General features: G+C 74.2%; 17 protein-coding genes. 13 read left to right on the plus strand and 4 right to left on the minus strand.

Features of this window, described 5'->3' with window-relative positions; translation table 11 throughout:
* The 3 genes from C2142_RS40035 to C2142_RS19630 form a co-directional block, all read left to right on the plus strand.
* On the plus strand, nucleotides 1-602 hold a 602-nt coding region (locus tag C2142_RS40035), incomplete at its 5' end, for a thiamine pyrophosphate-dependent enzyme (protein WP_241002668.1).
* Nucleotides 599-1,576: an alpha-ketoacid dehydrogenase subunit beta gene (locus C2142_RS19625; RefSeq protein WP_148643865.1), complete on the plus strand. Its 978-nt coding sequence runs from the start codon at nucleotides 599-601 to the stop codon at nucleotides 1,574-1,576. The genes C2142_RS40035 and C2142_RS19625, both read left to right, overlap by 4 nt.
* Nucleotides 1,577-1,590: 14 nt before the next feature.
* Complete coding sequence (locus C2142_RS19630) at nucleotides 1,591-3,021, plus strand: dihydrolipoamide acetyltransferase family protein (protein WP_148643866.1); 1,431 nt, start codon at nucleotides 1,591-1,593, stop codon at nucleotides 3,019-3,021.
* A gap of 78 nt (nucleotides 3,022-3,099) precedes the next feature.
* Here C2142_RS19630 and C2142_RS19635 read toward each other — a convergent pair whose 3' ends face one another.
* The gene (locus C2142_RS19635; RefSeq protein ID WP_148643867.1) at nucleotides 3,100-4,020 is read right to left on the minus strand and encodes an LAETG motif-containing sortase-dependent surface protein; all 921 of its coding nucleotides are present in this window, start codon (nucleotides 4,018-4,020) and stop codon (nucleotides 3,100-3,102) included.
* A gap of 216 nt (nucleotides 4,021-4,236) precedes the next feature.
* On the opposite strand from C2142_RS19635, the gene C2142_RS19640 reads away from it, so the two are divergent.
* The 3 genes from C2142_RS19640 (at nucleotide 4,237) to C2142_RS19650 (ending at nucleotide 8,420) form a co-directional block, all read left to right on the plus strand.
* Entirely contained in the window at nucleotides 4,237-5,472 is a 1,236-nt protein-coding gene (locus tag C2142_RS19640; protein ID WP_148643868.1) for a benzoate/H(+) symporter BenE family transporter, read from the plus strand.
* A gap of 296 nt (nucleotides 5,473-5,768) precedes the next feature.
* Nucleotides 5,769-7,001 carry a M64 family metallopeptidase gene (locus C2142_RS19645; RefSeq protein WP_148643869.1) on the plus strand — a complete coding sequence of 411 codons (1,233 nt, stop codon included), beginning with the start codon at nucleotides 5,769-5,771 and terminating at the stop codon, nucleotides 6,999-7,001.
* 72 nt (nucleotides 7,002-7,073) lie between these two features.
* Nucleotides 7,074-8,420, plus strand: a complete 1,347-nt coding sequence (locus C2142_RS19650; protein ID WP_148643870.1) for an MFS transporter — start codon at nucleotides 7,074-7,076, stop codon at nucleotides 8,418-8,420.
* A gap of 78 nt (nucleotides 8,421-8,498) precedes the next feature.
* On the opposite strand, the gene C2142_RS19655 is transcribed toward C2142_RS19650, so the two are convergent.
* Together C2142_RS19655 and C2142_RS19660 are read right to left on the minus strand one after the other, a co-directional pair.
* Nucleotides 8,499-9,356, minus strand: coding sequence for a Bro-N domain-containing protein (locus C2142_RS19655; protein WP_148643871.1), 858 nt, complete (start codon nucleotides 9,354-9,356; stop codon nucleotides 8,499-8,501).
* Nucleotides 9,357-9,510: 154 nt separating this feature from the next.
* Entirely contained in the window at nucleotides 9,511-10,332 is an 822-nt protein-coding gene (locus C2142_RS19660; RefSeq protein ID WP_148643872.1) for a maleylpyruvate isomerase family mycothiol-dependent enzyme, read from the minus strand.
* A gap of 172 nt (nucleotides 10,333-10,504) precedes the next feature.
* Between C2142_RS19660 and C2142_RS19665 the strand changes: the two genes are divergently transcribed.
* From C2142_RS19665 to C2142_RS19675, 3 genes are all read left to right on the plus strand, one after another.
* The gene (locus C2142_RS19665) at nucleotides 10,505-11,302 is read left to right on the plus strand and encodes a carbon-nitrogen family hydrolase (protein ID WP_148643873.1); all 798 of its coding nucleotides are present in this window, start codon (nucleotides 10,505-10,507) and stop codon (nucleotides 11,300-11,302) included.
* A 203-nt stretch (nucleotides 11,303-11,505) separates the two neighbouring features.
* Nucleotides 11,506-12,597: a GntR family transcriptional regulator gene (locus C2142_RS41990; RefSeq protein WP_346766384.1), complete on the plus strand. Its 1,092-nt coding sequence runs from the start codon at nucleotides 11,506-11,508 to the stop codon at nucleotides 12,595-12,597.
* 114 nt (nucleotides 12,598-12,711) lie between these two features.
* Complete coding sequence (locus C2142_RS19675; RefSeq protein WP_148643874.1) at nucleotides 12,712-13,359, plus strand: hypothetical protein; 648 nt, start codon at nucleotides 12,712-12,714, stop codon at nucleotides 13,357-13,359.
* Nucleotides 13,360-13,387: 28 nt separating this feature from the next.
* On the opposite strand, the gene C2142_RS19680 is transcribed toward C2142_RS19675, so the two are convergent.
* Nucleotides 13,388-14,173, minus strand: coding sequence for an SLATT domain-containing protein (locus C2142_RS19680; protein WP_148643875.1), 786 nt, complete (start codon nucleotides 14,171-14,173; stop codon nucleotides 13,388-13,390).
* A 459-nt stretch (nucleotides 14,174-14,632) separates the two neighbouring features.
* Here C2142_RS19680 and purD point away from each other — a divergent pair, with 459 nt between their 5' ends.
* The 4 genes from purD (at nucleotide 14,633) to C2142_RS19700 (ending at nucleotide 20,786) form a co-directional block, all read left to right on the plus strand.
* On the plus strand, nucleotides 14,633-15,880 hold the full coding sequence (gene purD / locus C2142_RS19685) for a phosphoribosylamine--glycine ligase (protein WP_148643876.1): 1,248 nt from the start codon (nucleotides 14,633-14,635) through the stop codon (nucleotides 15,878-15,880).
* A gap of 546 nt (nucleotides 15,881-16,426) precedes the next feature.
* Nucleotides 16,427-17,995 (plus strand): hypothetical protein, encoded by a 1,569-nt coding sequence (locus C2142_RS19690; RefSeq protein ID WP_148643877.1) that lies wholly within the window; start codon nucleotides 16,427-16,429, stop codon nucleotides 17,993-17,995.
* A 242-nt stretch (nucleotides 17,996-18,237) separates the two neighbouring features.
* Nucleotides 18,238-19,779 carry a N,N-dimethylformamidase beta subunit family domain-containing protein gene (locus C2142_RS19695; RefSeq protein ID WP_174315665.1) on the plus strand — a complete coding sequence of 514 codons (1,542 nt, stop codon included), beginning with the start codon at nucleotides 18,238-18,240 and terminating at the stop codon, nucleotides 19,777-19,779.
* 107 nt (nucleotides 19,780-19,886) lie between these two features.
* The gene (locus tag C2142_RS19700; protein WP_148643879.1) at nucleotides 19,887-20,786 is read left to right on the plus strand and encodes a phosphoribosylaminoimidazolesuccinocarboxamide synthase; all 900 of its coding nucleotides are present in this window, start codon (nucleotides 19,887-19,889) and stop codon (nucleotides 20,784-20,786) included.
* The last annotated feature ends 9 nt before the right edge of the window (nucleotides 20,787-20,795 follow it).

The raw sequence follows: 20,795 nt of genomic DNA on the forward strand, positions 1-20,795 counted from the left end.
CGACGGCGCCCCAGGGCGACGTCAACGAGGCCTTCACCTTCGCCTCGGTCTACAACGCCCCGGTGGTCTTCTTCTGCCAGAACAACCAGTGGGCGATCTCCGAGCCCACCACCAACCAGACCAAGATCCCGCTGTACCGCCGTGCCTCCGGCTTCGGCTTCCCGGGCGTCCGGGTCGACGGCAACGACGTGCTGGCCTGCCTGGCCGTCACCCGCTGGGCCCTCGACCACGCCCGCAGCGGCAACGGCCCGGTGCTGATCGAGGCGTTCACCTACCGGATGGGCGCGCACACCACCTCCGACGACCCCACCCGCTACCGGCCGTCCGAGGAGACCGAGGCCTGGAAGGCCAAGGACCCGATCAGCCGGCTCAAGGCCCACCTGGAGAAGGAGGGCCTGGCCGACGAGGAGTTCTTCGCCGCGGTCGACGCCGAGAGCGAGCAGCTGGGTCTGCGGGTGCGCGAGGGTGTGCGCAGCATGCCGGACCCGGACCCGACCCTGATCTTCGACCACGTCTACGCGGAGCCGCACGCGCTGGTCGATGAGGAACGGGCCGAGTACGTCGAGTACGCGGCCTCCTTCGAGGCGGGGGAGAACCTCTGATGGCCGGTCAGCTCAGCATCGCCAAGGCGCTCAACGACGCGCTGCGCAAGTCGCTGGAGAACGATCCGAAGACCCTGCTGATGGGTGAGGACATCGGCAAGCTCGGCGGCGTCTTCCGGATCACCGACGGCCTGCAGAAGGACTTCGGGGACAGCCGGGTGATCGACACCCCGCTCGCCGAGTCCGGCATCATGGGCACGGCGATCGGCCTCGCGCTGCGCGGCTACCGCCCGGTGGTCGAGATCCAGTTCGACGGCTTCGTCTACCCGGCCTTCGACCAGATCGTCACCCAGCTGGCCAAGATGCACGCCCGTGCGCTCGGGCACGTGAAGCTGCCGATCACCGTCCGCATCCCGTACGGCGGCGGCATCGGCGCGGTGGAGCACCACAGCGAGTCGCACGAGGCGTACTTCGCGCACACCGCCGGCCTGCGGGTGGTCACCCCCTCCAACGCGCACGACGCGCACTGGATGCTCCGCCAGTCCATCGAGTCGGACGACCCGGTGATCTTCCTGGAGCCCAAGCGCCGCTACTGGGACAAGGGCGAGGTCGGCGCCGCCGCGGACCTGGGCCTGCACGACGCCCGGATCGTCCGCTCCGGCGCGGACGCCACGCTGATCGCCTACGGGCCGATGGTCAAGGTCTGCCTGGAGGCCGCCAAGGCCGCCGAGGAGGACGGCCGCCGCCTGGAGGTCGTCGACCTGCGTTCGCTCTCCCCGGTGGACTTCGCCCTCCTGGAGGAGTCGGTCCGGCGGACCGGCCGCGGCATCGTGGTGCACGAGGCGTCGGTCTTCATGGGCATGGGCGCCGAGCTGGCCGCCCGGCTCACCGAGCGGTGCTTCTACCACCTGGAGGCGCCGGTCCTGCGGGTCGGCGGCTACCACGCGCCGTACCCGCCGTCCCGGGTCGAGGAAGCCTTCCTGCCCGACCTGGACCGCGTGCTCGACGCCGTCGACCGCGCGCTCGCGTACTGAACCGGGGAGCGAAGATGACCACCGAAGTTCGCTCGCTCCGCGAGTTCAAGATGCCCGATGTGGGCGAGGGCCTCACCGAGGCCGAGATCCTCAGCTGGTACGTCAAGCCCGGCGACACCGTGACGGACGGCCAGGTCGTCTGTGAGGTGGAGACCGCCAAGGCCGCCGTGGAGCTGCCGATCCCGTTCAACGGGGTGGTCGAGCAGCTGTTCTTCCCGGAGGGCGCGACGGTCGACGTCGGCACCGTGATCATCTCGGTCGCGGTGGCGGGGGAGGCGCCCGCCCCGGTCGCCGCAGCGCCGGCGGCCGCCCCGGCTCCCGCCCCCGCGAAGGCCGAGCCGGCCGAGCCGGAGCGCCGCGCCGTGCTGGTCGGCTACGGACCGCGGACCGGCGGCACCCAGCGCCGGGCCCGCCGGACGACCACCACCACCGTGGTCGCCGCCGCACCCGTTGCCCCCGCGGCTCCGGTCGCGCCCGCCCCGGCCCCGGTCGTTCCGGTCGTGCCCGAGCAGCCGTCCGGCGAGCGACCGCTGGCCAAGCCGCCGGTGCGCAAGCTGGCCAAGGACCTCGGCATCGACCTGCGCGCCGTCACCCCGACCGGCCCGGACGGCGTGATCACCCGCGAGGACGTGCACGCGCACGCCGCTGCCGTGGCCGCCGCCGCGGTGGTCCCCGCCGCCCCCGTGGCGGAGCCGGCCGAGGCACCCGTCGCCGTCCCGGCGGCCGTGCCGTCCGTGGTCGCGGGCGACGTCCGGGTGCCGATCAAGGGCGTCCGCAAGGCGACCGCGCAGGCGATGGTGGCCTCGGCCTTCACCGCCCCGCACGTCACCGAGTTCGTCCAGGTCGACGTCACCCGCACGATGAAGTTCGTCCGCCGGCTCAAGGAGACCGGCGAGCTGGGCCGGGACGTCCGGGTCAGCCCGCTGCTGCTGGTCGCCAAGGCGCTGCTCACCGCCATCAAGCGGCACCCCGAGATCAACGCCCAGTGGGACGAGGCGGCCCAGGAGATCGTCATCCGCGGCCAGGTGAACCTCGGCATCGCCGCGGCCACCCCGCGCGGCCTGATCGTCCCGAACATCAAGGACGCGGGCGGCAAGACCCTCTCGGGGCTGGCCTCCGCGCTCGGCGATCTGATCGACACCGCCCGCCAGGGCAAGACCTCGCCGGGCGACATGCAGGGCGGCACCGTCACCATCACCAACGTCGGCGTCTTCGGCGTCGACACCGGTACCCCGATCCTCAACCCGGGCGAGGCCGCGATCCTCGCCTTCGGTGCGGTCCGGGAGCTGCCGTGGGTGCACAAGGGCAAGGTGGTCCCGCGTCAGGTCACCACGCTGGCGCTCTCCTTCGACCACCGTCTGGTGGACGGGGAGCTGGGCTCCAAGGTGCTGGCCGACGTGGCCGCGCTGCTGGAGCGGCCCAAGCGTCTGATCACCTGGGGCTGACGACCCGGACACGTTGAAGGGGCCCTTCTCCGCACCGCCGTGCGGAGAAGGGCCCCTTCGGGTTTCCGTGCGTTCCGGTCAGCGCTGGGGGCGCAGCCGGCGCACGGCGATCAGGACGCCGGCGCCGAGGGCGACGAAGGCGGCGGCGGAGGCGGCGAGGAAGCCGTTGGCGGAGCTGGAGCCGGTCTGGGCGAGCTCGGGGGTGCCGGCCGGCGCGGTGGTGGCCGGCGTGGACTTCGTGGCGGGGGGAGTGGCCTTCGGCGCCGGGGCGGCCGGGGTCTCGTCGGCGGCCGGCTTGGCGGTGGGCTTGGTCGCGGTCGGCTTCGCGGTGGGCTTGGCCGTCGCGGTCGGCTTCGTGGTGGTGGTGGGCTTCGGGGCGGCGGGGTGGTTGATCTTGACCGTGCGGAGGTCGGTCGCGCCGTAGTGCTCGGAGCCTGCGGACCAGGCGTCGGTTACCAGCTGGATCTCGGTCACGTCGCTCGGGGTGCTGGGGGCCAGGGCGTAGCGGAACGTGTAGGTCATCGACTGTCCGTCCAGGATGCGCTGGCGCTGGGTGTTGTTGATGTCGAAGCCCTGGTAGCAGCCCTTCTGGAGTTCGAGACGCTTCCAGGTGCCGGTGTAGTCCTTCATCTCGACGCGGAGGTCCTGGGCGCGCGGCGTCCCGTTGCCGAGGAAGGCGAAGCCGAGCTGCGCCTCCGCGCCGTCGGCCCGCTGGCCGGTCTTGTTGGTGACCTTGACGGTGATCTCGTTCCAGCTGCCGTCCGTGGTGGCGGTGGCCTTGGCGGAGGTGAAGGCGGCGTCCGGTGCGACGTGCTCGCCGACCGAGGCGGGGAGCGGGCCGCCGAGGCGGGTGTCGCCCCCGCAAGCCCAGGAGGAGTCGGCGGTCATCAGCTGGACGCCGCCCGCGAGGACGACGCCGGCGGCGACGGTGGCGAGGCGGCGGCGACCGGAGGTCGAGCGGACGTTCTTCGCGATCGAGGGCATAACGGACTTGCGCATGACGTGACTCCCCAGGGCCATGATGCTGACGGTGTGGTGAAGACGACCGGCTGCCCGCTGCTGTCAGCGGTAGCGCCCCCCGGCCCTGCCGGTCTCGCTCTCCGTGCCTTCATCCGTAAAGACGTCCATCCCCGCCGGGGGTTGCAGGTGGCTTCGAATCTTTTTCGGGAGTCCTCGGGCCGCCTCGCGCGGGGGTGTCTCCGGGATACTGCCGGGATGGCAGAGGAGCTGATAACCCGTTCGGCGCAGCGTCGTACCGAGCGCCCCGGGGAGCCCCGCTCGCTGCGCCGGGACGCCTCCGTCCCGGCGTTGCTGGCCGGGCTGGTGTGCATCGTGGTGTCGTTCTCCGGACCGCTGGTGGTCGTGCTCGCGGCGGCCTCCGCCGGCCGGCTGGACCAGGCGCAGACCGCGTCCTGGATCTGGGCGGTGGCCGTCGGCAGCGGGCTGACCTGCCTGCTGCTCAGCTGGTGGACCAGGACGCCGGTGATCACCGCCTGGTCCACCCCGGGCGCCGCGCTGCTGGTGACCAGTCTCGGCGCGTACCCGTACCGGGAGGCGGTCGGCGCCTTCCTGGTGAGCGGGGTGGTGGTGGCGCTGTTCGGCGTGACCGGGCTGTTCGGGCGGCTGATCGCGGCCGTCCCGGCAGGGATCGTCAACGCGATGCTGGCCGGCATCCTGTTCTCCTTCGGCGCCGGGATCTTCGGCGCGGTGAAGGGCGCACCCGCCCTGGTGCTGGGCAGCTTCGCGGCCTTCCTGCTGGCCAAGCGGCTGGCGCCGCGGTACGCCGTCCCGGCCGCGTTGCTGGCCGGCGGGGTGCTGGCGGCGGTCACCGTCGGGCTGCCGCTGCACCTGGGCGGGGGCGGACCCACCCGGCCGGTGCTGACCGTGCCGGCCTTCTCCTGGCCGGCGATGGTGGGTCTGGCGCTGCCGCTCACGATCGTCGCCCTGGCCTCGCAGAACGCCCCCGGCCTCGGGGTGATGCGGGCCTTCGGCTACCGGCCGGACGACCGGCTGCTGATCGGGGCGACCGGCGGGCTCTCCGTCCTGCTGGCGCCGTTCGGCTCGCCGGGCGTCAACCTGGCGGCGATCACCGCCGCCATCTGCGCCGGTCCCGAGAGCCATCCGGACCCGCGCCGTCGTTATGTCGCGGGGATGTCGGCGGGCGTGCTCTACCTGCTGGTGGGGAGCTTCGGCGGGGTGCTGGTGAGCCTGTTCACCGGGCTGCCGAAGGAGCTGATCGCGGTGATCGCCGGGGTCGCGCTGCTGGCCTCGTTGCAGGGCAGCCTGGCCGCGGCGGTCGCCGAGGAGCGCGGCCGGGACGCGGCGGTGGTGACCTTCCTGGCCACCGCCTCCGGGATGAGCCTGTTCGGCATCGGCTCGGCGTTCTGGGGCCTGCTGTTCGGCCTGGCCACCCACCTGGTCCTCGACGTGCGGCGCGGCCGGGCCGGCTGAGGCCGGAGCGGCCCCCGGCCCCCGCCCCGGCCGCCGGGGGCCGGGGAGGCAGGGGTCGGGGACGCAGGGGTCGGGACCACCTGGCCGGGCGGCCGCCGGGCGGGGCCGCCGAGGTCCCGGTCGGCAAGGACCATCCACCTGGTCGGACTCATAGGTATGACCGGTGTGATCCGGATCGTTCGGCCAGGTCGGTGACTTTTTCGCCGGACCGGAGGAGGGACACGCCCGGCCGGGTACGTCTTCGCGTCCACCACCCGGGCGACGCCGGGTGACCGGATCCCCGAGGACGCACCCGTATGCCGCCTGGCAACCCTGGCCGTCTCGTCCGGAGTCTGGCCGCGCTCGTGCTGGTGTCCACCGCCGTACTGCCGGCCGCCCTTGAGCTGGCCGGCCCCTCACCGTTCGGCGTGATCGGGCCCGGCGCCCCGGCCGACCGGGCGGTGCCGCCGCACGCCGTGCAGCACGCCGACCTGCGCGCGGCCGCCGCCGCCCCGACCGTCGACATAAGGCGGACCGGTGACCCGGCCAACCGGATCACCCTGGTGCTGCTCGGCGACGGCTACACCGCCGACGAACAGGACGCGTTCCGCCAGCAGGCCGACCGGGCCTGGCGGGCGCTGATGGAGATCGAGCCGTTCCGCACCTACCAGGGCTTCTTCAACATAAGGAGGGTCGAGGTGGTCTCCCCGGTCTCCGGCATCGCCGAGACCGAGAACCGCGGCCGCAACCCCGGCACCCCGCTGGGCATGCACTTCTGGTGCGAGGGCACCGCCCGGCTGCTCTGCGCGGACGAGAGCGCCACCGCCCGCTACGCCGGGGACGGCGACGGCCCGCAGTACCTGATCGCGCTGGCCAACTCCGGCGAGTACGGCGGCGCCGGCGGCACCGGGGTGACCACCCTGGCCGGCGGCAGCCCGGACGCAGGGCGGATCATCCAGCACGAGATAGGGCACACCGTGGGCGACCTCGGCGACGAGTACGACAGCGCGCCGGACGACGCCGACTACCCCAACCTCTCCACCGACAACGCCGACGAGATGCGCCGCAAGCAGACCAAGTGGTGGCGCTGGCTGGGTGCGGAGTCCCCGGACGGCGCCGGGACGGTCGGGGCGTACCGGAGCGCCAACGGGATCTACCGGCCCACCCCGGACTCGGTGATGCGCACCCTCGGCGGCGCGTACAACCTGCCCTCGCGGGAGGCCATCATCGAGGAGGTCTACCGCCGGATCAGGCCGAGCGACACGCCCGCGCCCGGCCCCGGCGAGGTCACCGGCCGCCCCCGGCTGGAGGTCCGCCCGCTGCCGCTGGCCGGCGCCCGGCAGCTCCAGGTCGACTGGAAGGTGGACGGGGTCCCGGTGGAGCCGCAGGCGCCGGACCGCAGCTGGCTCGACACCGCCCGGCTGGACCTCGCCCCCGGGCGCAGCGCCACCGTGACGGCCACCGTCCGGGACACCACCGACTGGGTCCGGGACGAGGCCTTCCGCGACCGGTACATGACCAGGTCGGTCTCCTGGACGGTGACCGGCTGAGGTGGTTCGTGTCCGATCTCCCCGACCCCCGGTCTGGGCGTCCAATGATGGGATGACTAGTCTGGGTGCACTATGCCCGTGGAGCCCGCCAGTTCAGCCCGCCCCCTGTCCGTCCCCGCTCCCCGTCCCACCGCCGAGCCCGCACCCCCGGCCACCACCGTCCCGCCGCCGCCCGGCGGGCGCGCCGCCTGGCTGGCCTGGTCGATCGGCGTCAGCGTCTACGTCCTCGCCGTCATCCACCGCACCAGCCTTGGTGTGGCCGGGCTGGACGCCGCCGACCGCTTCGGCATCGGTGCCTCCGCGCTCTCCACCTTCTCCATCCTCCAGGTGCTGGTCTACGCGGCCATGCAGATACCGGTCGGCCTGCTGGTCGACCGCTTCGGCCCGCGCCGGGTGCTGCTGTTCGGCATCCTGCTGCTCAGCGCCGGCCAGCTGGCCTTCGCCTTCTCCTCCTCCTTCACCCCCGCGCTGGCCTCCCGGGCGGTCCTGGGCTGCGGCGACGCGATGACGTTCATCAGCGTGCTGCGGATCGCCGCGCGCTGGTTCCCGGCCGCGAAGAACCCGTTCGTCGCCCAGCTGACCGGCCTCGCCGGGATGGGCGGGAACCTGGTCACCACCGTCGTCCTCGCCCGGGCGCTGCACAGCGAGGGGTGGACGCGGACGTTCACCGGGACCGCGCTGCTCGGCACCGCCGTCTTCGCGCTGGTCGCGCTCTTCCTCCGGGAGGCCCCGGCGGGCCCGGCCGCCACCCCGCTCCCGGCCGCCCCCAGGATCCCGGTGGGCCGGCAGGTCCGGGAGGTCTGGCGCGAGCCCGGCACCCGGCTCGGGCTCTGGGTGCACTTCACCACCCAGTTCCCCGGCAACGCCTTCGGCCTGCTCTGGGGCCTGCCCTACCTGGTGGAGGCCCAGGGCATGTCACGCGGCGAGGCCGGCGGGCTGCTGACCCTGCTGGTGCTCGCCAACATGACCTTCGGCTTCGTCTTCGGCCGGGTGCTCTCCCGGACCGCCGGGGCCCGGATGCCGATCGTGCTCACCGTCATCGCCACCACGGCGGCCGGCTGGGCGCTCGTCCTGGCCTGGCCGGGCGGGCACCCCCCGCTCTGGCTGCTGGCCGGGATCATCCTGGTGATGGGCAGCAACGGCCCGGCCTCCCTGGTCGGCCTGGACTACGCCCGCGCCCGCAACCCCGTCGAGCGGCTCGGCACCGCCTCCGGCGTCGTCAACATGGGCGGCTTCATCGGCACGATGATCACGCTCTTCGGGATCGGCGTCCTCCTCGACGCCCTGAGCCCCGGCAACGGCAGCGGCTACTCGGCGGAGGCGTACCGCTGGGCGTTCTGCTGGCAGTACGTGCCGCTGGCGGTGGGGACGGTGATGATCCTGCGGCTGCGGAAGAAGGTCGCGGCGGCGGGGTCGTAGGCCAGTCGTCGGGCTTCCGACCTGCGGGAACGCCGTATGCCTCGCTTCAGGCGAGGTGTACGGCGCTCTGCGGTCGGATCAGCGCCCGTACTCGCGCATCAGCTCGGCGATCTGCGGGGGAGTCCCGTAGATCCGGGCGCCGTGCAGCTCCACGTACACGGGCCTGCGGTCGGCTCCGGGGCCGGGCCCGGGTTCCGGTACGGGTTCAGGTTCAGGTCCGGGGTGTGCCGCCTGCCGCAGCCGGACCAGGTCGACCAGCTTGAGCTTCGGACAGCCCGGGAGCACCCGGCTGCCGCGGATCCCGACCCGTTCCACGGCCGGGCAGGAGAAGTACGCGCCGAACGGCGGCCCGCTGTCCTCCTCGCGGGTCGGCATGTGGAAGAGCATCTCCCCGTGCCGGCAGTGCACCGTCCCGTCGGAGTGGACGGTCACCCCGGGCCGGTCCTCGTGACCGATCTCCGCCACGACCTCGACCCGCTGCCCGACCGCCTCGGCCAGGGTCTGCGCCATCCGCCGCTGCTGGGTGGGGACGTCGGTGTCCCCACGGCGGACGGAGGGGAGGAGCTCGCGGGTGACCCACTCCTGGAAGGGGCCGGCGTTGGGCTTGGTCGACCTCATGACCAGGGTGTAGAAGCCGGCCTCGCTGATCACCCCGAGCATCGGATTTCCACGTGTGTAGGGTTTCTCACCTGCGGAAATGCTGTAACCCTCAGAATTTCTGAGGGCTACCCGGCGAAGGTCGACCGTGCGGGAGTCGACCGGCTTGACGATCTTGACCGCCTCGCTCGGATTGCTGCGGCCCAGAACCCGGCACACGTCCGCCGTGACGAACCACGGCTCCCCGTGGATCATCACGACGCGGACCGGCTGTCCCGTGACCGGGAAGCTCGACCGCACCAGCACCATCTGTTCGTGCCGTTCCTGTTCGTCGTCCATCCGGACACCCCTCCTTCTTCCGGGTGATGGCTCAACTGCCCGGAACAACGAGGTCGAACGGGTGAGGTGCTGGTGCCAAGCTGACGTACGGGAGCACGAAGCGTGCCACCCGGCGTGCAGCGGTGTGTGTACGCCGGGTGGGTGAATCCGCGGGTTACAGCGTGACGGCGAAGTTGGCCAGGAGGCGGGAGGCCAGCTCCTCGTCGCCCTCGACGGTGACCGGGCCGGGGCGGCCGCGGCCGCAGGCGAGCCGGACGTACGTCTCCCAGTCCATGGTGAGCTGGACGTCGGGCGCCAGGCTGATCGACTCGTCGACCGTGCCGCGGCCGCCGGCGTCGACCCGGACGGTGCGCAGGAACTCCACCGGGCCGGTGACGTCGAGCACCAGCGCCGTCCCGGCCGGGGCACCGGCCCGGTGGGCGACGGCCTTGGGCAGCAGCTCCAGCAGGACGTCCCGGGAGACGAGGGCGGCGGGGGAGTCCAGGTTGCCGGGCGCGTCGAGGGCCCGCCGGAGGTCCTGCTCGTGCACCCAGACGTCGAACACCCGGCGGCGCAGCACCTCGTGGTACGGCAGGTCGCGGCTGTGCGGCCCGGCCGGCCAGCGGACCTGCTCGGTCGGGGTCTGCTTGGCGTTCCGCAGCGCGCGCGAGCGGCGGATGATCGTGTACTCCAGCTCGCTGGTCATCTCCAGCGCGGTGTGGCAGCGGCGCTTGTCGACCGGCAGCTCGATGTAGCGGGCGAACTCGTTCGTGACGTGCCGCAGGTCGCGGGGGAGCGAGTGGATCGGGCGCGGGTCGCCGAGCAGCTCGGACTCGATGGCGATGACGTGCGAGACGAGGTCCCGTACCGACCAGCCGGGGCACTCGGTGGCCCGGTTCCAGGAGCCCTCCGGGAGGGGGGTCACCAGCTCCGATATCGATTCGATGGACTGCGTCCACGCCTCGGTGTAAGCCTGCACGGTCTGGTTGTCCGTCACGGGAATCTCCGGCCCTCCGTCAGCTGCCTTGCCGCGCGCGCCCTGGTCTGGGGTCCGCCGGGTTCGTCCGGCTTCCGGGCGCACACACTAACCGCACGTTACGCTGCCGGGTGAGAGCAGGGCAGTGCTTTCGGGTGACGATCGTAGGACTCTTGCCGTGGACGGTGGTACTGTGCGCGCTTCATTGATCCAACTCGCGGTCTCCGACTCGGAGCCGCCCGCCGAGCGGCGGGCCCGGGCGGCCGCCCTGGTCCGGGCCCAGCAGGGCGCCGACCTGGTCGTCCTGCCGGAGCTCTGGCCGCTGGGCGGCTTCGCGTACGACCTCTGGTCGGACGGTGCCGAGGCCCTCGACGGGCCCACCTCCGACGCGATGGCCGCCGCCGCCAAGGCCGCCGGGGTCTGGCTGCACGCCGGGTCGATCGTCGAGCGCGACCCGGACGGGCCGATCTACAACACCTCGCTGCTCTTCGCCCCCGACGGCGAACTGGTGCACACCTACCGCAAGGTGCACCGCTTCGGCTTCGACAGCGGTGAGGCGGTGGTGATGGGCGCCGGGCAGGAGATCGTCACCGCCCCCACCGACTTCGGCACGCTGGGCCTGGCCACCTGCTACGACCTGCGGTTCCCGGAGCTGTTCCGGGCGCTGCTGGACGCGGGCGCGCAGCTGCTGGTGATCCCGGCGGCCTGGCCGGAGCGGCGGCGCGAGCACTGGACGCTGCTCAGCCGGGCCCGCGCGGTCGAGGAGCAGGCCTTCGTCCTGGCCTGCAACACGGCCGGGACGCACGGCGGGGTCGAGCAGGCCGGGCACAGCATCGTGGTGGACCCGTGGGGCCGGGTGCTGGCCGAGGCGGGCCACGGCGAGGAGGTGCTGACGGTGGAGTTCGACCCGGCCGAGGTGGCCAAGGCCCGCGCCGACTTCCCGGTCCACCGGGACCGGTTGCTGGGCATTCCGGCTCCCGTCCAGCGCTGAGCCCGGGAGGGCCCGCGGGGGTCCGCCCGGGACGCCCGGGACGCCCGCCGGGGGTTCGCGCCGGGGCCGACGGCACCGCAGTGGGGCGCCCGGCCGCACGGCGGCGGCATCTTTGAGAAGATGAGCCTTCGTCGTGTTCCAGCCGTTCGTCTACAGGCCTGTCCCGGGGCAGGCCTTCCAGCCCGCCCGAGGAGGTCGCGCGCATGTTCGGCACCGGCTCGGGCGACACCCGCCCGGTGATCCAGCGCAACAGCCTCCGCGAGCAGATCGCCGGCGCGCTGCGCGAGGAGATGATGGCCGGCCGGCTCGCGGCGGGGCGCAACTTCACCGTCAAGGAGATCGCCGACCTGTACGGGGTCTCGGCGACCCCGGCCCGCGAGGCGCTGGTCGACCTCGGCGCGCAGGGACTGCTCCGGGCCGAGCACCATCGCGGCTTCACGGTGCCCGAATTCGGCTGGGACGACTTCCTGGAGATCTTCGAGTCCCGGGTGCTGCTCACCGACAGTTACTTCCGCCGGCTCAGCGCCCTCCCCGGGGTGCCGGACACCGGCGGCCGGCTGCCCTCGCTGCGCCGCCGGGCGGACGCGGCGGTCCGGGCAGCCCGGGGAGGGAACCTGGACGTGATGGTGGGCTGCGACCGCCGGTTCTGGCAGGAGGCGGCCGGGCTGTTCGGCAACCGGCGGATCGGCGACTACCTGGACTGGCTGAGGGTGCAGTCCTGGATGTTCGCCGCGCCCTACCTGCGGGCGATGCCGAAGCTGGCCGGGGTCTGCTGGGACCGGCACGCCGAGCTGGTCGACGCGGTCGAGGCGGGGGACCGGGCGGGTGCGCACCGGATCGTCTGCGAGTACAACCTGTTCACCGTGCGGCTGCTGGCCGGGCTGGCCGGGCAGCCGGTGGAGTCGGTGGGCGTCCTGCCCCTGCTGACGGCCGCGCTCGGCCCGGCGGAGGAGGCGGGGCCTGCGGCGGGGGCGTGGACCGCCCCGGCGGGTCCTGAGGCGGGCCTGGAGGAGGACCCCGACGAGCACCCCGGGAGCGGCACCGGAAGCGGTCCCGGGAGCGCTTCCGGGGAGGCGGCCCAGGCGGGTACGGCCCAGGCGGGAGCGGCCGGCCGCGGCCACGGCCGGGAACGCGAGCTGGGCCGGGAGCTCGGCCGCGAGCTGGGGCTGGGCCTGGGACTGGTGCCGCAGCCGCGCTCGGTGCCGTACGGGCGCTTCGGCCGCCGGCTGCCCGACCCGTCGTCCGGCCAACTGCCCGAGGGCCGCCCCGGCCCGCACCGCGCGCCGGGCCGGTAGGGTGGGCGGTCGTCGTCCCGGGCGGTACCTGTACCGACGGCCCGGGCGCCGACCCGTCCGCCCGTCGTTCGCCCAGCGAACGGCCCCCGCCGCCCCGAGAGGAAGAGCCGGCCCATGGCCTGCGACCTCTGGCTCGTCCCGCTCGTGGACGTGCTGAGCCACAGCCCCGACAACCCGTTCCGGGACGATCTGGCGCTCTACAACGCCGTGTTGACCTCGCACGGGCTGCCCGAGGTGCCGGTCTACCAGTACGTGCCGGGTATCAGTGGGGCGGTCGAGCCGATAGCCGCCTTCGACTACGACTCGCTGCACTTCCTGCGCCGCGCCTACCTGCTGGGGCTGACCGGCCTGGACATCACGCCGGTGGACGCCCTCGGCGGCGACTACGAGCAACTGCTGGAGATGTTCGAGAACAGCGCGGAACAGTCGCACCTGGTCTGGCACTTCGACCACGCCGGGGCGTACGTGCCGATCGAGTTCGCGGTGCCGCTGGTGGACGACGCGCTGCTCGCCGCGGGCGGCCCGCTGGGTTCCAGCCACGGGCTGCTGCGCGAACTGCAGGCCGTCGCACCGGCGCTGGGCATCGACCCGCTCAACCCGCCGGACCCGACCCGGCCGCTCGGCCCCACCGGCCTGGAGCAGCCCTTCGGCCCCCCGCTGGACGACCTGCACCCCTTCGCCCGCGAGCGGCACGCCTGGGCGGGCCTGTACGCGGCGGCCACCCGGAGCCTCACCCAGGGTTCGATGATCGTCTTCGCCTGAGCACGGCCGCTGCGCGGGCCCGTGCGGCTCAGCGCAGCGGGCCCTCCGGCGGCCGCTGGCGCGGCATGGTGGGCCGGGTGCCCGGCGGCGGCAGGACCCGCACCTGGGCGCCCCCGCCCGTCTCGCTCCGGCCGCCCCAGCTGCCGGCGACCTGGGTGGGCAGCTGGGTCATGCCCGCACGGAACTCCAGCATCCATTCCGAGGTCTCGGTGCGGACCATGTCCGAGACGTCCTCGCAGAACCGCCGCAGCACCCCGAGACAGCGCTCGGCCGCCTCGCCGGCGGTGCCCTCGGTGGGGCCGAGCACCTCGCGCACGCACTCCGACGCCCAGTCGAACTGGAAGGCCTCCAGGCGGCGCTGGAGCGCCTGCGCGGTGGAGACGTCGCGCATCCAGCCGGAGGTCAGGCCGAACACCCGGTCCGCGCCGTAGCAGGCGGCGGAGAGCGCCAGGCCGACGTAGCCCCAGCTGGTGGCGTTCGCGACGGTGCCGGTCAGGTCCACCAGCGGGGCGGTCACGCCGCCGACCGCGAAGCCGGCCGACCCGAACCGCAGCAGGCGGGCCCAGCGGCGCTTCCAGATCCGGTCCCGGCGGTACCAGTCGATCGCCTCCACGGCCCGCTCCTCGGACCAGCGGTAGAGCTCCTCCAGCCGCTCGGCGGGCTCACCCCAGTCCCCCAGGGGGAACTGGCGGGTGCTCAGATCGGTCCGGCGGCGGGTGGAAGCCGGGCGCGCGACCATGGCGGCGGGCTGGTCCTCCTCGCCGATCTCCTTGCCCCAGGCACTCTCCTCGGGCTGCATTTCCGGCTGGCTCACCTGTGGGGCTCCCTGTGGCGGGCGGACTGCTGGGTCTGACGGCGCGACTCCCTGACGTGCCGTCGGCCTTACTGGCCGTGAAACGCCGGGTGACGCATCGGACGCGCGTCGCCCCCGGGTGCGTGTGGCCGCCGGGGACGGCGCACCGGCCGGCGGCCGGTGGTGGTCCAACAGCACTTCTTACCGCCAAATGGCTGACCATGGGGGCGCTTCGCCAATGATCGTTACCGGAATCGAGCCCCGGAACCCGAGGTGAGCGGGTTGCGGCGGGCGGCGAGATTTCACCCATCCGAGCGAGGCCCCGGTGACCCGCTGTCCTGACCCGGCCACCCGGGGCGCACCGGCAGGCCCGGGGCTTGGAGGTTCCTCCTGGGCGGGCAGCGTACGGACGGCTTCCGTTGGAGGTTCCGACGGGACCGGGGGACAGCCGGAACCGGCCACCGACTACCCTTGCCAACCGTGAAGGTCCTCGTCATCGGCGGCGGCGCCCGCGAACACGCCCTGTGCCGCTCTCTGTCCCAAGATCCCGCCGTCACCGAGCTGCACTGCGCCCCGGGCAACGCCGGGATCGCGCAGGTGGCGACGGTCCACCCGGTCGACCAGCTGGACGGCGCGCAGGTCACGGCGCTCGCCCGGCGGCTCGACGCCGACCTGGTCGTGGTCGGCCCGGAGGCCCCGCTGGTCGCGGGCGTCTCCGACGCCGTGCGCGCGGCCGGCATCCCGGTCTTCGGCCCCTCCGGCCGGGCCGCCCGGCTGGAGGGCTCCAAGGCCTTCGCCAAGGACGTGATGGCCGGGGCCGGCGTGCCCACCGCCCGCTCCTACGTCTGCACCACCCCCGCCGAGGCCGCCGAGGCGCTGGACGCCTTCGGCGCCCCCTACGTGGTCAAGGACGACGGCCTGGCCGCCGGCAAGGGCGTCGTGGTCACCTCCGACCGCGAGGAGGCGCTGGCCCACGCCGCCTCCTGCGAGCGCGTCGTCATCGAGGAGTACCTCGACGGCCCCGAGGTCTCGCTCTTCGCCGTCACCGACGGCACCACCGTCCTCCCGCTCCAGCCCGCGCAGGACTTCAAGCGCGCGCTGGACGGCGACGAGGGCCCGAACACCGGCGGCATGGGCGCCTACTCGCCGCTGCCGTGGGCGCCCGAGGGCCTGGTCGAGGAGGTCCTGGAGACCGTCCTGCAGCCGACCGTGGACGAGCTGCGCCGCCGGGGCACCGAGTTCTCCGGCCTGCTCTACGCGGGCCTGGCGCTGACCTCGCGCGGCACCCGGGTGATCGAGTTCAACGCCCGCTTCGGCGACCCGGAGACCCAGGTCGTGCTGGCCCGGCTGCGCACCCCGCTGGCCGGCGTCCTGCACGCCTGCGCCACCGGCACGCTGGACCAGCTGGAGCCGCTGCGCTGGGACGACGGCGCCGCCGTCACCGTGGTGATCGCCTCCGAGGGCTACCCGGCCGCGCCGCGCACCGGCGACCCGATCGAGGGCCTGGCCGAGGCCGAGGCCGCCGACGGCACCGCCTACGTGCTGCACGCGGGCACCCGGGCCGACGAGGACGGCCGGGTGCTCAGCGCCGGCGGCCGCGTCCTCTCGGTCACCGCCACCGGCGCCGACCTGGCCGAGGCGCGGGGCCGCGCGTACGACGCGCTGGGCCGGATCAGCCTCAAGGGCGGCCGGCACCGCACCGACATCGCGCTCAAGGCCGCGCAGTAGCAGGCGGTTTCGGCGTGCCGCAGGGCGCTGTGTTCGCGGGGAAACAACCCCCATGGACGCAGCGCCCTGCGGCGTTTGCGGGTCCGGGGGAGTTGGAGCGCTTCCGGTGGCCGCCGCACCGTTCGGCGGCCGGAATCCAGCCCATCGAGTGACAGCAACCGCATCCGGCTGACGTAACCGGCTGCCCGGCCTTATGGTGCGCTGGTCCGCAGCGCCCCGGGCCGTGCCGCTCGCGGCCGCCGCCGGGTAGCGGTGGTCGCGCGGGGGGATGCTGGACGGCGTCCGGCCGGGCGGGCACGCCCGGACCGCTTCGCACGACGCCCCGGCACGGTCGTCCGGAATCCGGGCACCGTCACCGGGACGAGTGGAAACCGGGGAGATCCGGAACACCCACCCGGGCACGGGCGTCAAAAATGTCAGAAGCGCCACGCAGCATGTACTACCGGGGACCGGAGCCTCCGTTTCCCCGGTCGGAACCGATCGTTTCGAGTCGGCTCAGGGCCCGTCGCCGGGCGCCCGAGGGCTCCGAAGGGGGTGCCGCACCGTATGGCCGCTTTCGACACCGCACGCGCTCACGCCCACGCGGTCCTGCGGGTCCGTGGCCTTGCCCTGGCCGCCGCCGCGCTGCCCGCCGCCGTCGCGGTGGTGCTGCTCGCGGGCCGGTTCACCGGCCGGCTCGGCGCGCCCGGCGCCTCCGACGCCGCCGCCTGGGACGCCGTGCGCTGGATGGTCTGCGCAGTGGCCGCCGCCACCCTGCTGGTGGCCGGACTGGCCGCCCGGGCCTACCGCCGGGCCGTCCCGCCGCGGACCCCGGCCGTCCCGCTGGAGCGGGCCCACGCCCCCGAGCTGTACCGGCTGATCGACGAGCTGGCCGACCGGCTGGAGGTCCCCGCGCCCTCCGCGATCGCGCTCACCCCGGACTGCGACAGCTGGCTGGAGGACGTCCCCGCGGACCGCCGGGCCGGCCTCCGGGCGACGCGCCGCACCGACGAGCCGCCCGCGCCGGTGCTGGTGATCGGCTCGCCGTTCCTCTGGTGGATGCGGGCCGGCGAGCTGCGCGCCCTGCTCGCCCCCGTGGTGGCCGGCACCGCGGCCTCCGCCGACCCGGACATCGCCGCCGCCCGCCGCTTCCTGCGCAGCCTGGACGCCAGCCTGGACGAGGCCGCCCCCGGGCCGGCCGGAGCCGCCGCCCCCGCCGCCCCGCCCGCGGGCCGCCGCGGCCCCGCCGCACTGACCGACCGGATCACCCGCCGGCTGCTCGGCGCCTGCCGCGCGCACTCCGCCGAGCTGGAGCGGGCCGTCGCCGGCTGGGCCTCCGAGCAGGCCCGGACGGTCGACTACGGCCTGCGGATCGCCGCGCAGGAGCAGGTCGGCCTGGCCTATGCCGGCTGGGACCGGCTGCTCACCCGGGTCGCGCTGCCCGCCTGGCGGCTCGGCCGTCACCCCGCGCACCTCAACGCCGGCGTGGTCGCCGCGCTCACCGAGCTGTCCCGGCGCGACCGCCTGGCCGACGGCTACGGCAGCCGCCTCGGCGACCGACCCGCCTGCGACCTGCTGGAGGAGCCCGGCACGGTGGACGAGGCCGTCTCGCTGCTCGCCGCGGAGCTGTTCTTCGGCCGGCCCGCCTCCGGCGGCTGGCGGGAGCTGGACTGGGCCGACTACCCGGCCGAGGTGGTGGACGCCGGCTGGCGGGCCCGCGCCGCGGCCCTGCAGTCCGCCCTGGACCGCCCGGCCCCGCAGGCCCGCCCCGGCTCCCCGACCCTCACCCGGTTGCTGGCCCGGCTCGCCGAGGGCGACGGCGAGCAGCTGGCCGCCGCGCTCACCGCCCAGCTGGCCCGCACCACGGCCCCCGCGCCCCTGCTGGAGCCCGTCCGCACCGGCCAGGACCTCCTGGTCGACCACGTCACCGCGATGGTCTGCTGCGCTGCGGTCGACACCGCCGGGGCAACCCCCGGCCTGGACTGGCTGGACGGCCCGGTGCTGCTGATCGGCGGGGTCCGCCGTACCGACCTGGCCGCCCCGGTGGCACAGGCCGTCGAGCAGGGCCAGAACGGCCCGCTGCGCGCCTGGCTGGACGCCGCCGACGTCCGGCTGGAGAAGCCGGTGCGGCTCTGAGCCGGTCCGGGTCCGGCCGGCTCCGGGCGGGGGGCGCTCGGGTCTCGCGCTCGCGCCCCCGGGGCGGCCGGGAACGGCGGGTCTTCGCAGGCCGGAGCCCTCCCCGGGGCAGCGCGGAAGATTCCCCGCCACTAGTTGCTACCGTGGGGTGACGCAGCGCCAGCACTCTGTGGTGTATTTAGACCGCACGCACATCCGGTGGGCACATGCCATCCGGCGAGGTGCATCCGTGGGAGGGGCGCGTGGGGACGGAACTCAACCGCCGCTGGGAGTCCGGAACGCACGCGTACAGCGTCTCCGACCCCTTCGGCCAGGGCCCGCTGCCCTGGCTGCGCAGTCCGGACCAGTACCTGGCGGGCGCCGAGGGCGCCGTCCCCTGGTACGTCTCGGTGGACGCGCCGGGCCAGCAGCCGCTGGCCGGGGGCGCCAGACCCAAGCCGCCGGTCGGCACCCCGCAGGGCGCCAACGACGTGGTGCAGCAGATCAAGGGCTTCGCCTCGGCCGGCGTCGTCCGCCCCGGCGGCTCGGTGGACTTCCGGGTCACCGTCAACCCGCCCCGCGAGTTCACCGTCGACGTCTACCGGATCGGCCACTACGGCGGCGACGGCGCCCACCACATGACGTCCAGCCCGCTGATCGCCGGGCTGGCCCAGCCCGCCCCGTTGGTGGCCGGCCGGACGGTCTCCTGCCACCACTGGTGGCACTCCTGGCGGTTGCAGATCCCCGCCCACTGGCGGCCCGGTGCCTACGTCGCGGTGCTGACCACCGGTGACATGCTGCACCGCAGCCACATCCCCTTCACCGTGCGGGACTTCGAGGACGAGGTGCACGCCGCCGAGCTGCTCCTGGTGCTCCCGGACGTGACCTGGCAGGCGTACAACCTCTTCCCCGAGGACGGCCGCAGCGGGGCCAGCCTCTACCACGCCTGGGACGACCAGGGCCGGCTGGTCGGCGAGCCGGAGGCGGCCGTCACCGTCTCCTTCGACCGCCCGCACGCCACCGCCGGGCTGCCGCTGCACGTCGGCCACGCCTACGACTTCATCCGCTGGGCCGAGCGGTACGGCTACGACCTCTCCTACGCCACCGCCACCGACCTGCACGCCGGCCTGGTCGACCCGTCCCGGCACCGGGCGCTGGTCTTCCCCGGCCACGACGAGTACTGGTCCGAGCCGATGCGCCGGGCCGCCGAACGGGCCCGCGACGGCGGCACCTCGCTGGTCTTCCTCTCCGCCAACACCATGTACTGGCGGGTCGAGCTGAGCCCGGCGCCCTCCGGCGAGCCCAACCGGCTGCTCAACTGCCGCAAACGGCAGAAGGTCCAGCCCGGCAGCCCGGCCGTCGGCGCCCCCGGCGCCGCCAGCGCGCTCTGGCGGGACGCCGGCGAGGCCGAGCAGCACCTGCTCGGCCTCCAGTACTCCGGCCGGGTCGCCGCCCCCGTCCCGCTGGTCGCCCGGCACACCGCGCACTGGCTCTGGGACGGCACCGGAGTCCAGGAGGGCGACGAGCTGCCCGGCCTGGTGGCGGGCGAGGCCGACCGCTACTACCCCAAGGTGGCGCTGCCCGAGCACACCGAGAGGGTCCTGCTCGCGCACTCCCCGTACCGGGACCTCGGCGGCCGCACCCGCTACCAGGAGACCTCGCTCTACCGGGCGCCGAGCGGCGCGTACGTCTTCGCCTCCGGCACCTTCGCCTGGTCGCCCGCGCTGGACCGGCCCGGCCTCACCGACGAGCGGATCCAGCGGGCCACCGCCAACCTGCTGGACCGCCTCTGCAAGAACGGCTGAGCCCGAGGCCGTAGGGGCCCGGGCGGGCGTCCATGACAGACTCAGGGGCAGTGACCTCCCCTTTCGCGCCCCACGCCCGCGAACGACCCCTGAGGACTGAGACGACCTTGAGCGGATTTGTCACCAAGCCCGAGCCGGTCCAGGTGCCCGGCCTGGTCCACCTGCACACCGGCAAGGTGCGCGACCTCTACCGCGCCGAGTCGGGCGACCTCGTGATGGTCGCCAGCGACCGCATGTCGGCCCACGACTGGGTGCTGCCCAACGAGATCCCCGACAAGGGCCGCATCCTCACCCAGCTCTCGCTGTGGTGGTTCGAGCGGATCGCCGACATCGTGCCCAACCACGTGATCTCCACCGAGGTCCCGGCCGGCGCCCCGGCCGACTGGAAGGGCCGCACGCTGGTCTGCCGCAGCCTGGAGATGATCCCGGTCGAGTGCGTGGCCCGCGGCTACCTGGCCGGCTCCGGCCTGACCGAGTACAACGCCGACCGCACGGTCTGCGGCATCGCGCTGCCCGAGGGCCTGGAGAACAGCTCCGAGCTGCCCGCCCCGATCTACACCCCCGCCCTCAAGGCCGAGGTCGGCGAGCACGACGAGAACGTCTCCTACGAGGAGACCGCCCGCCGGGTCGGCGCCGAGCTCGCCAACCAGCTGCGCCGCACCACCCTCGACGTCTACGCCCGGGCCCGGGACATCGCCCGCGAGCGCGGCATCATCCTGGCCGACACCAAGTTCGAGTTCGGCCTGCTCGACGGCGAGCTGGTGATCGGCGACGAGGTGCTCACCCCGGACTCCTCCCGCTTCTGGCCCGCCGACCAGTGGCAGCCCGGCCGCTCGCAGCCGTCCTTCGACAAGCAGCTCATCCGCGACTGGCTGGTCTCCCCGGCCTCCGGCTGGGACCGCCACAGCGAGCTGCCGCCGCCGGAGCTGCCGGCCGAGGTCGTCGAGCAGACCCGTGCCAAGTACGCCGAGGTCTACCAGCTGCTGACCGGCACCCCCTGGGTCTAGCGCGTCCTC

The organism is Streptomyces sp. CB01881, from assembly GCF_002953255.1.
Taxonomy (GTDB): Bacteria; Actinomycetota; Actinomycetes; order Streptomycetales; family Streptomycetaceae; genus Kitasatospora.

Bases quoted from the DNA above. Each gene is read 5' to 3' on its own strand.
- C2142_RS19675 (WP_148643874.1), top strand. From the start codon at position 12,712: ATGGCCTGCGACCTCTGGCTCGTCCCGCTCGTGGACGTGCTGAGCCAC.
- C2142_RS19650 (WP_148643870.1), top strand. From the start codon at position 7,074: ATGCCCGTGGAGCCCGCCAGTTCAGCCCGCCCCCTGTCCGTCCCCGCT.
- C2142_RS19635 (WP_148643867.1), bottom strand. From the start codon at position 4,020: ATGCGCAAGTCCGTTATGCCCTCGATCGCGAAGAACGTCCGCTCGACC.
- C2142_RS19690 (WP_148643877.1), top strand. From the start codon at position 16,427: ATGGCCGCTTTCGACACCGCACGCGCTCACGCCCACGCGGTCCTGCGG.
- C2142_RS19640 (WP_148643868.1), top strand. From the start codon at position 4,237: ATGGCAGAGGAGCTGATAACCCGTTCGGCGCAGCGTCGTACCGAGCGC.
- C2142_RS19655 (WP_148643871.1), bottom strand. From the start codon at position 9,356: ATGGACGACGAACAGGAACGGCACGAACAGATGGTGCTGGTGCGGTCG.
- C2142_RS19630 (WP_148643866.1), top strand. From the start codon at position 1,591: ATGACCACCGAAGTTCGCTCGCTCCGCGAGTTCAAGATGCCCGATGTG.
- C2142_RS19645 (WP_148643869.1), top strand. From the start codon at position 5,769: ATGCCGCCTGGCAACCCTGGCCGTCTCGTCCGGAGTCTGGCCGCGCTC.
- C2142_RS41990 (WP_346766384.1), top strand. From the start codon at position 11,506: ATGTTCGGCACCGGCTCGGGCGACACCCGCCCGGTGATCCAGCGCAAC.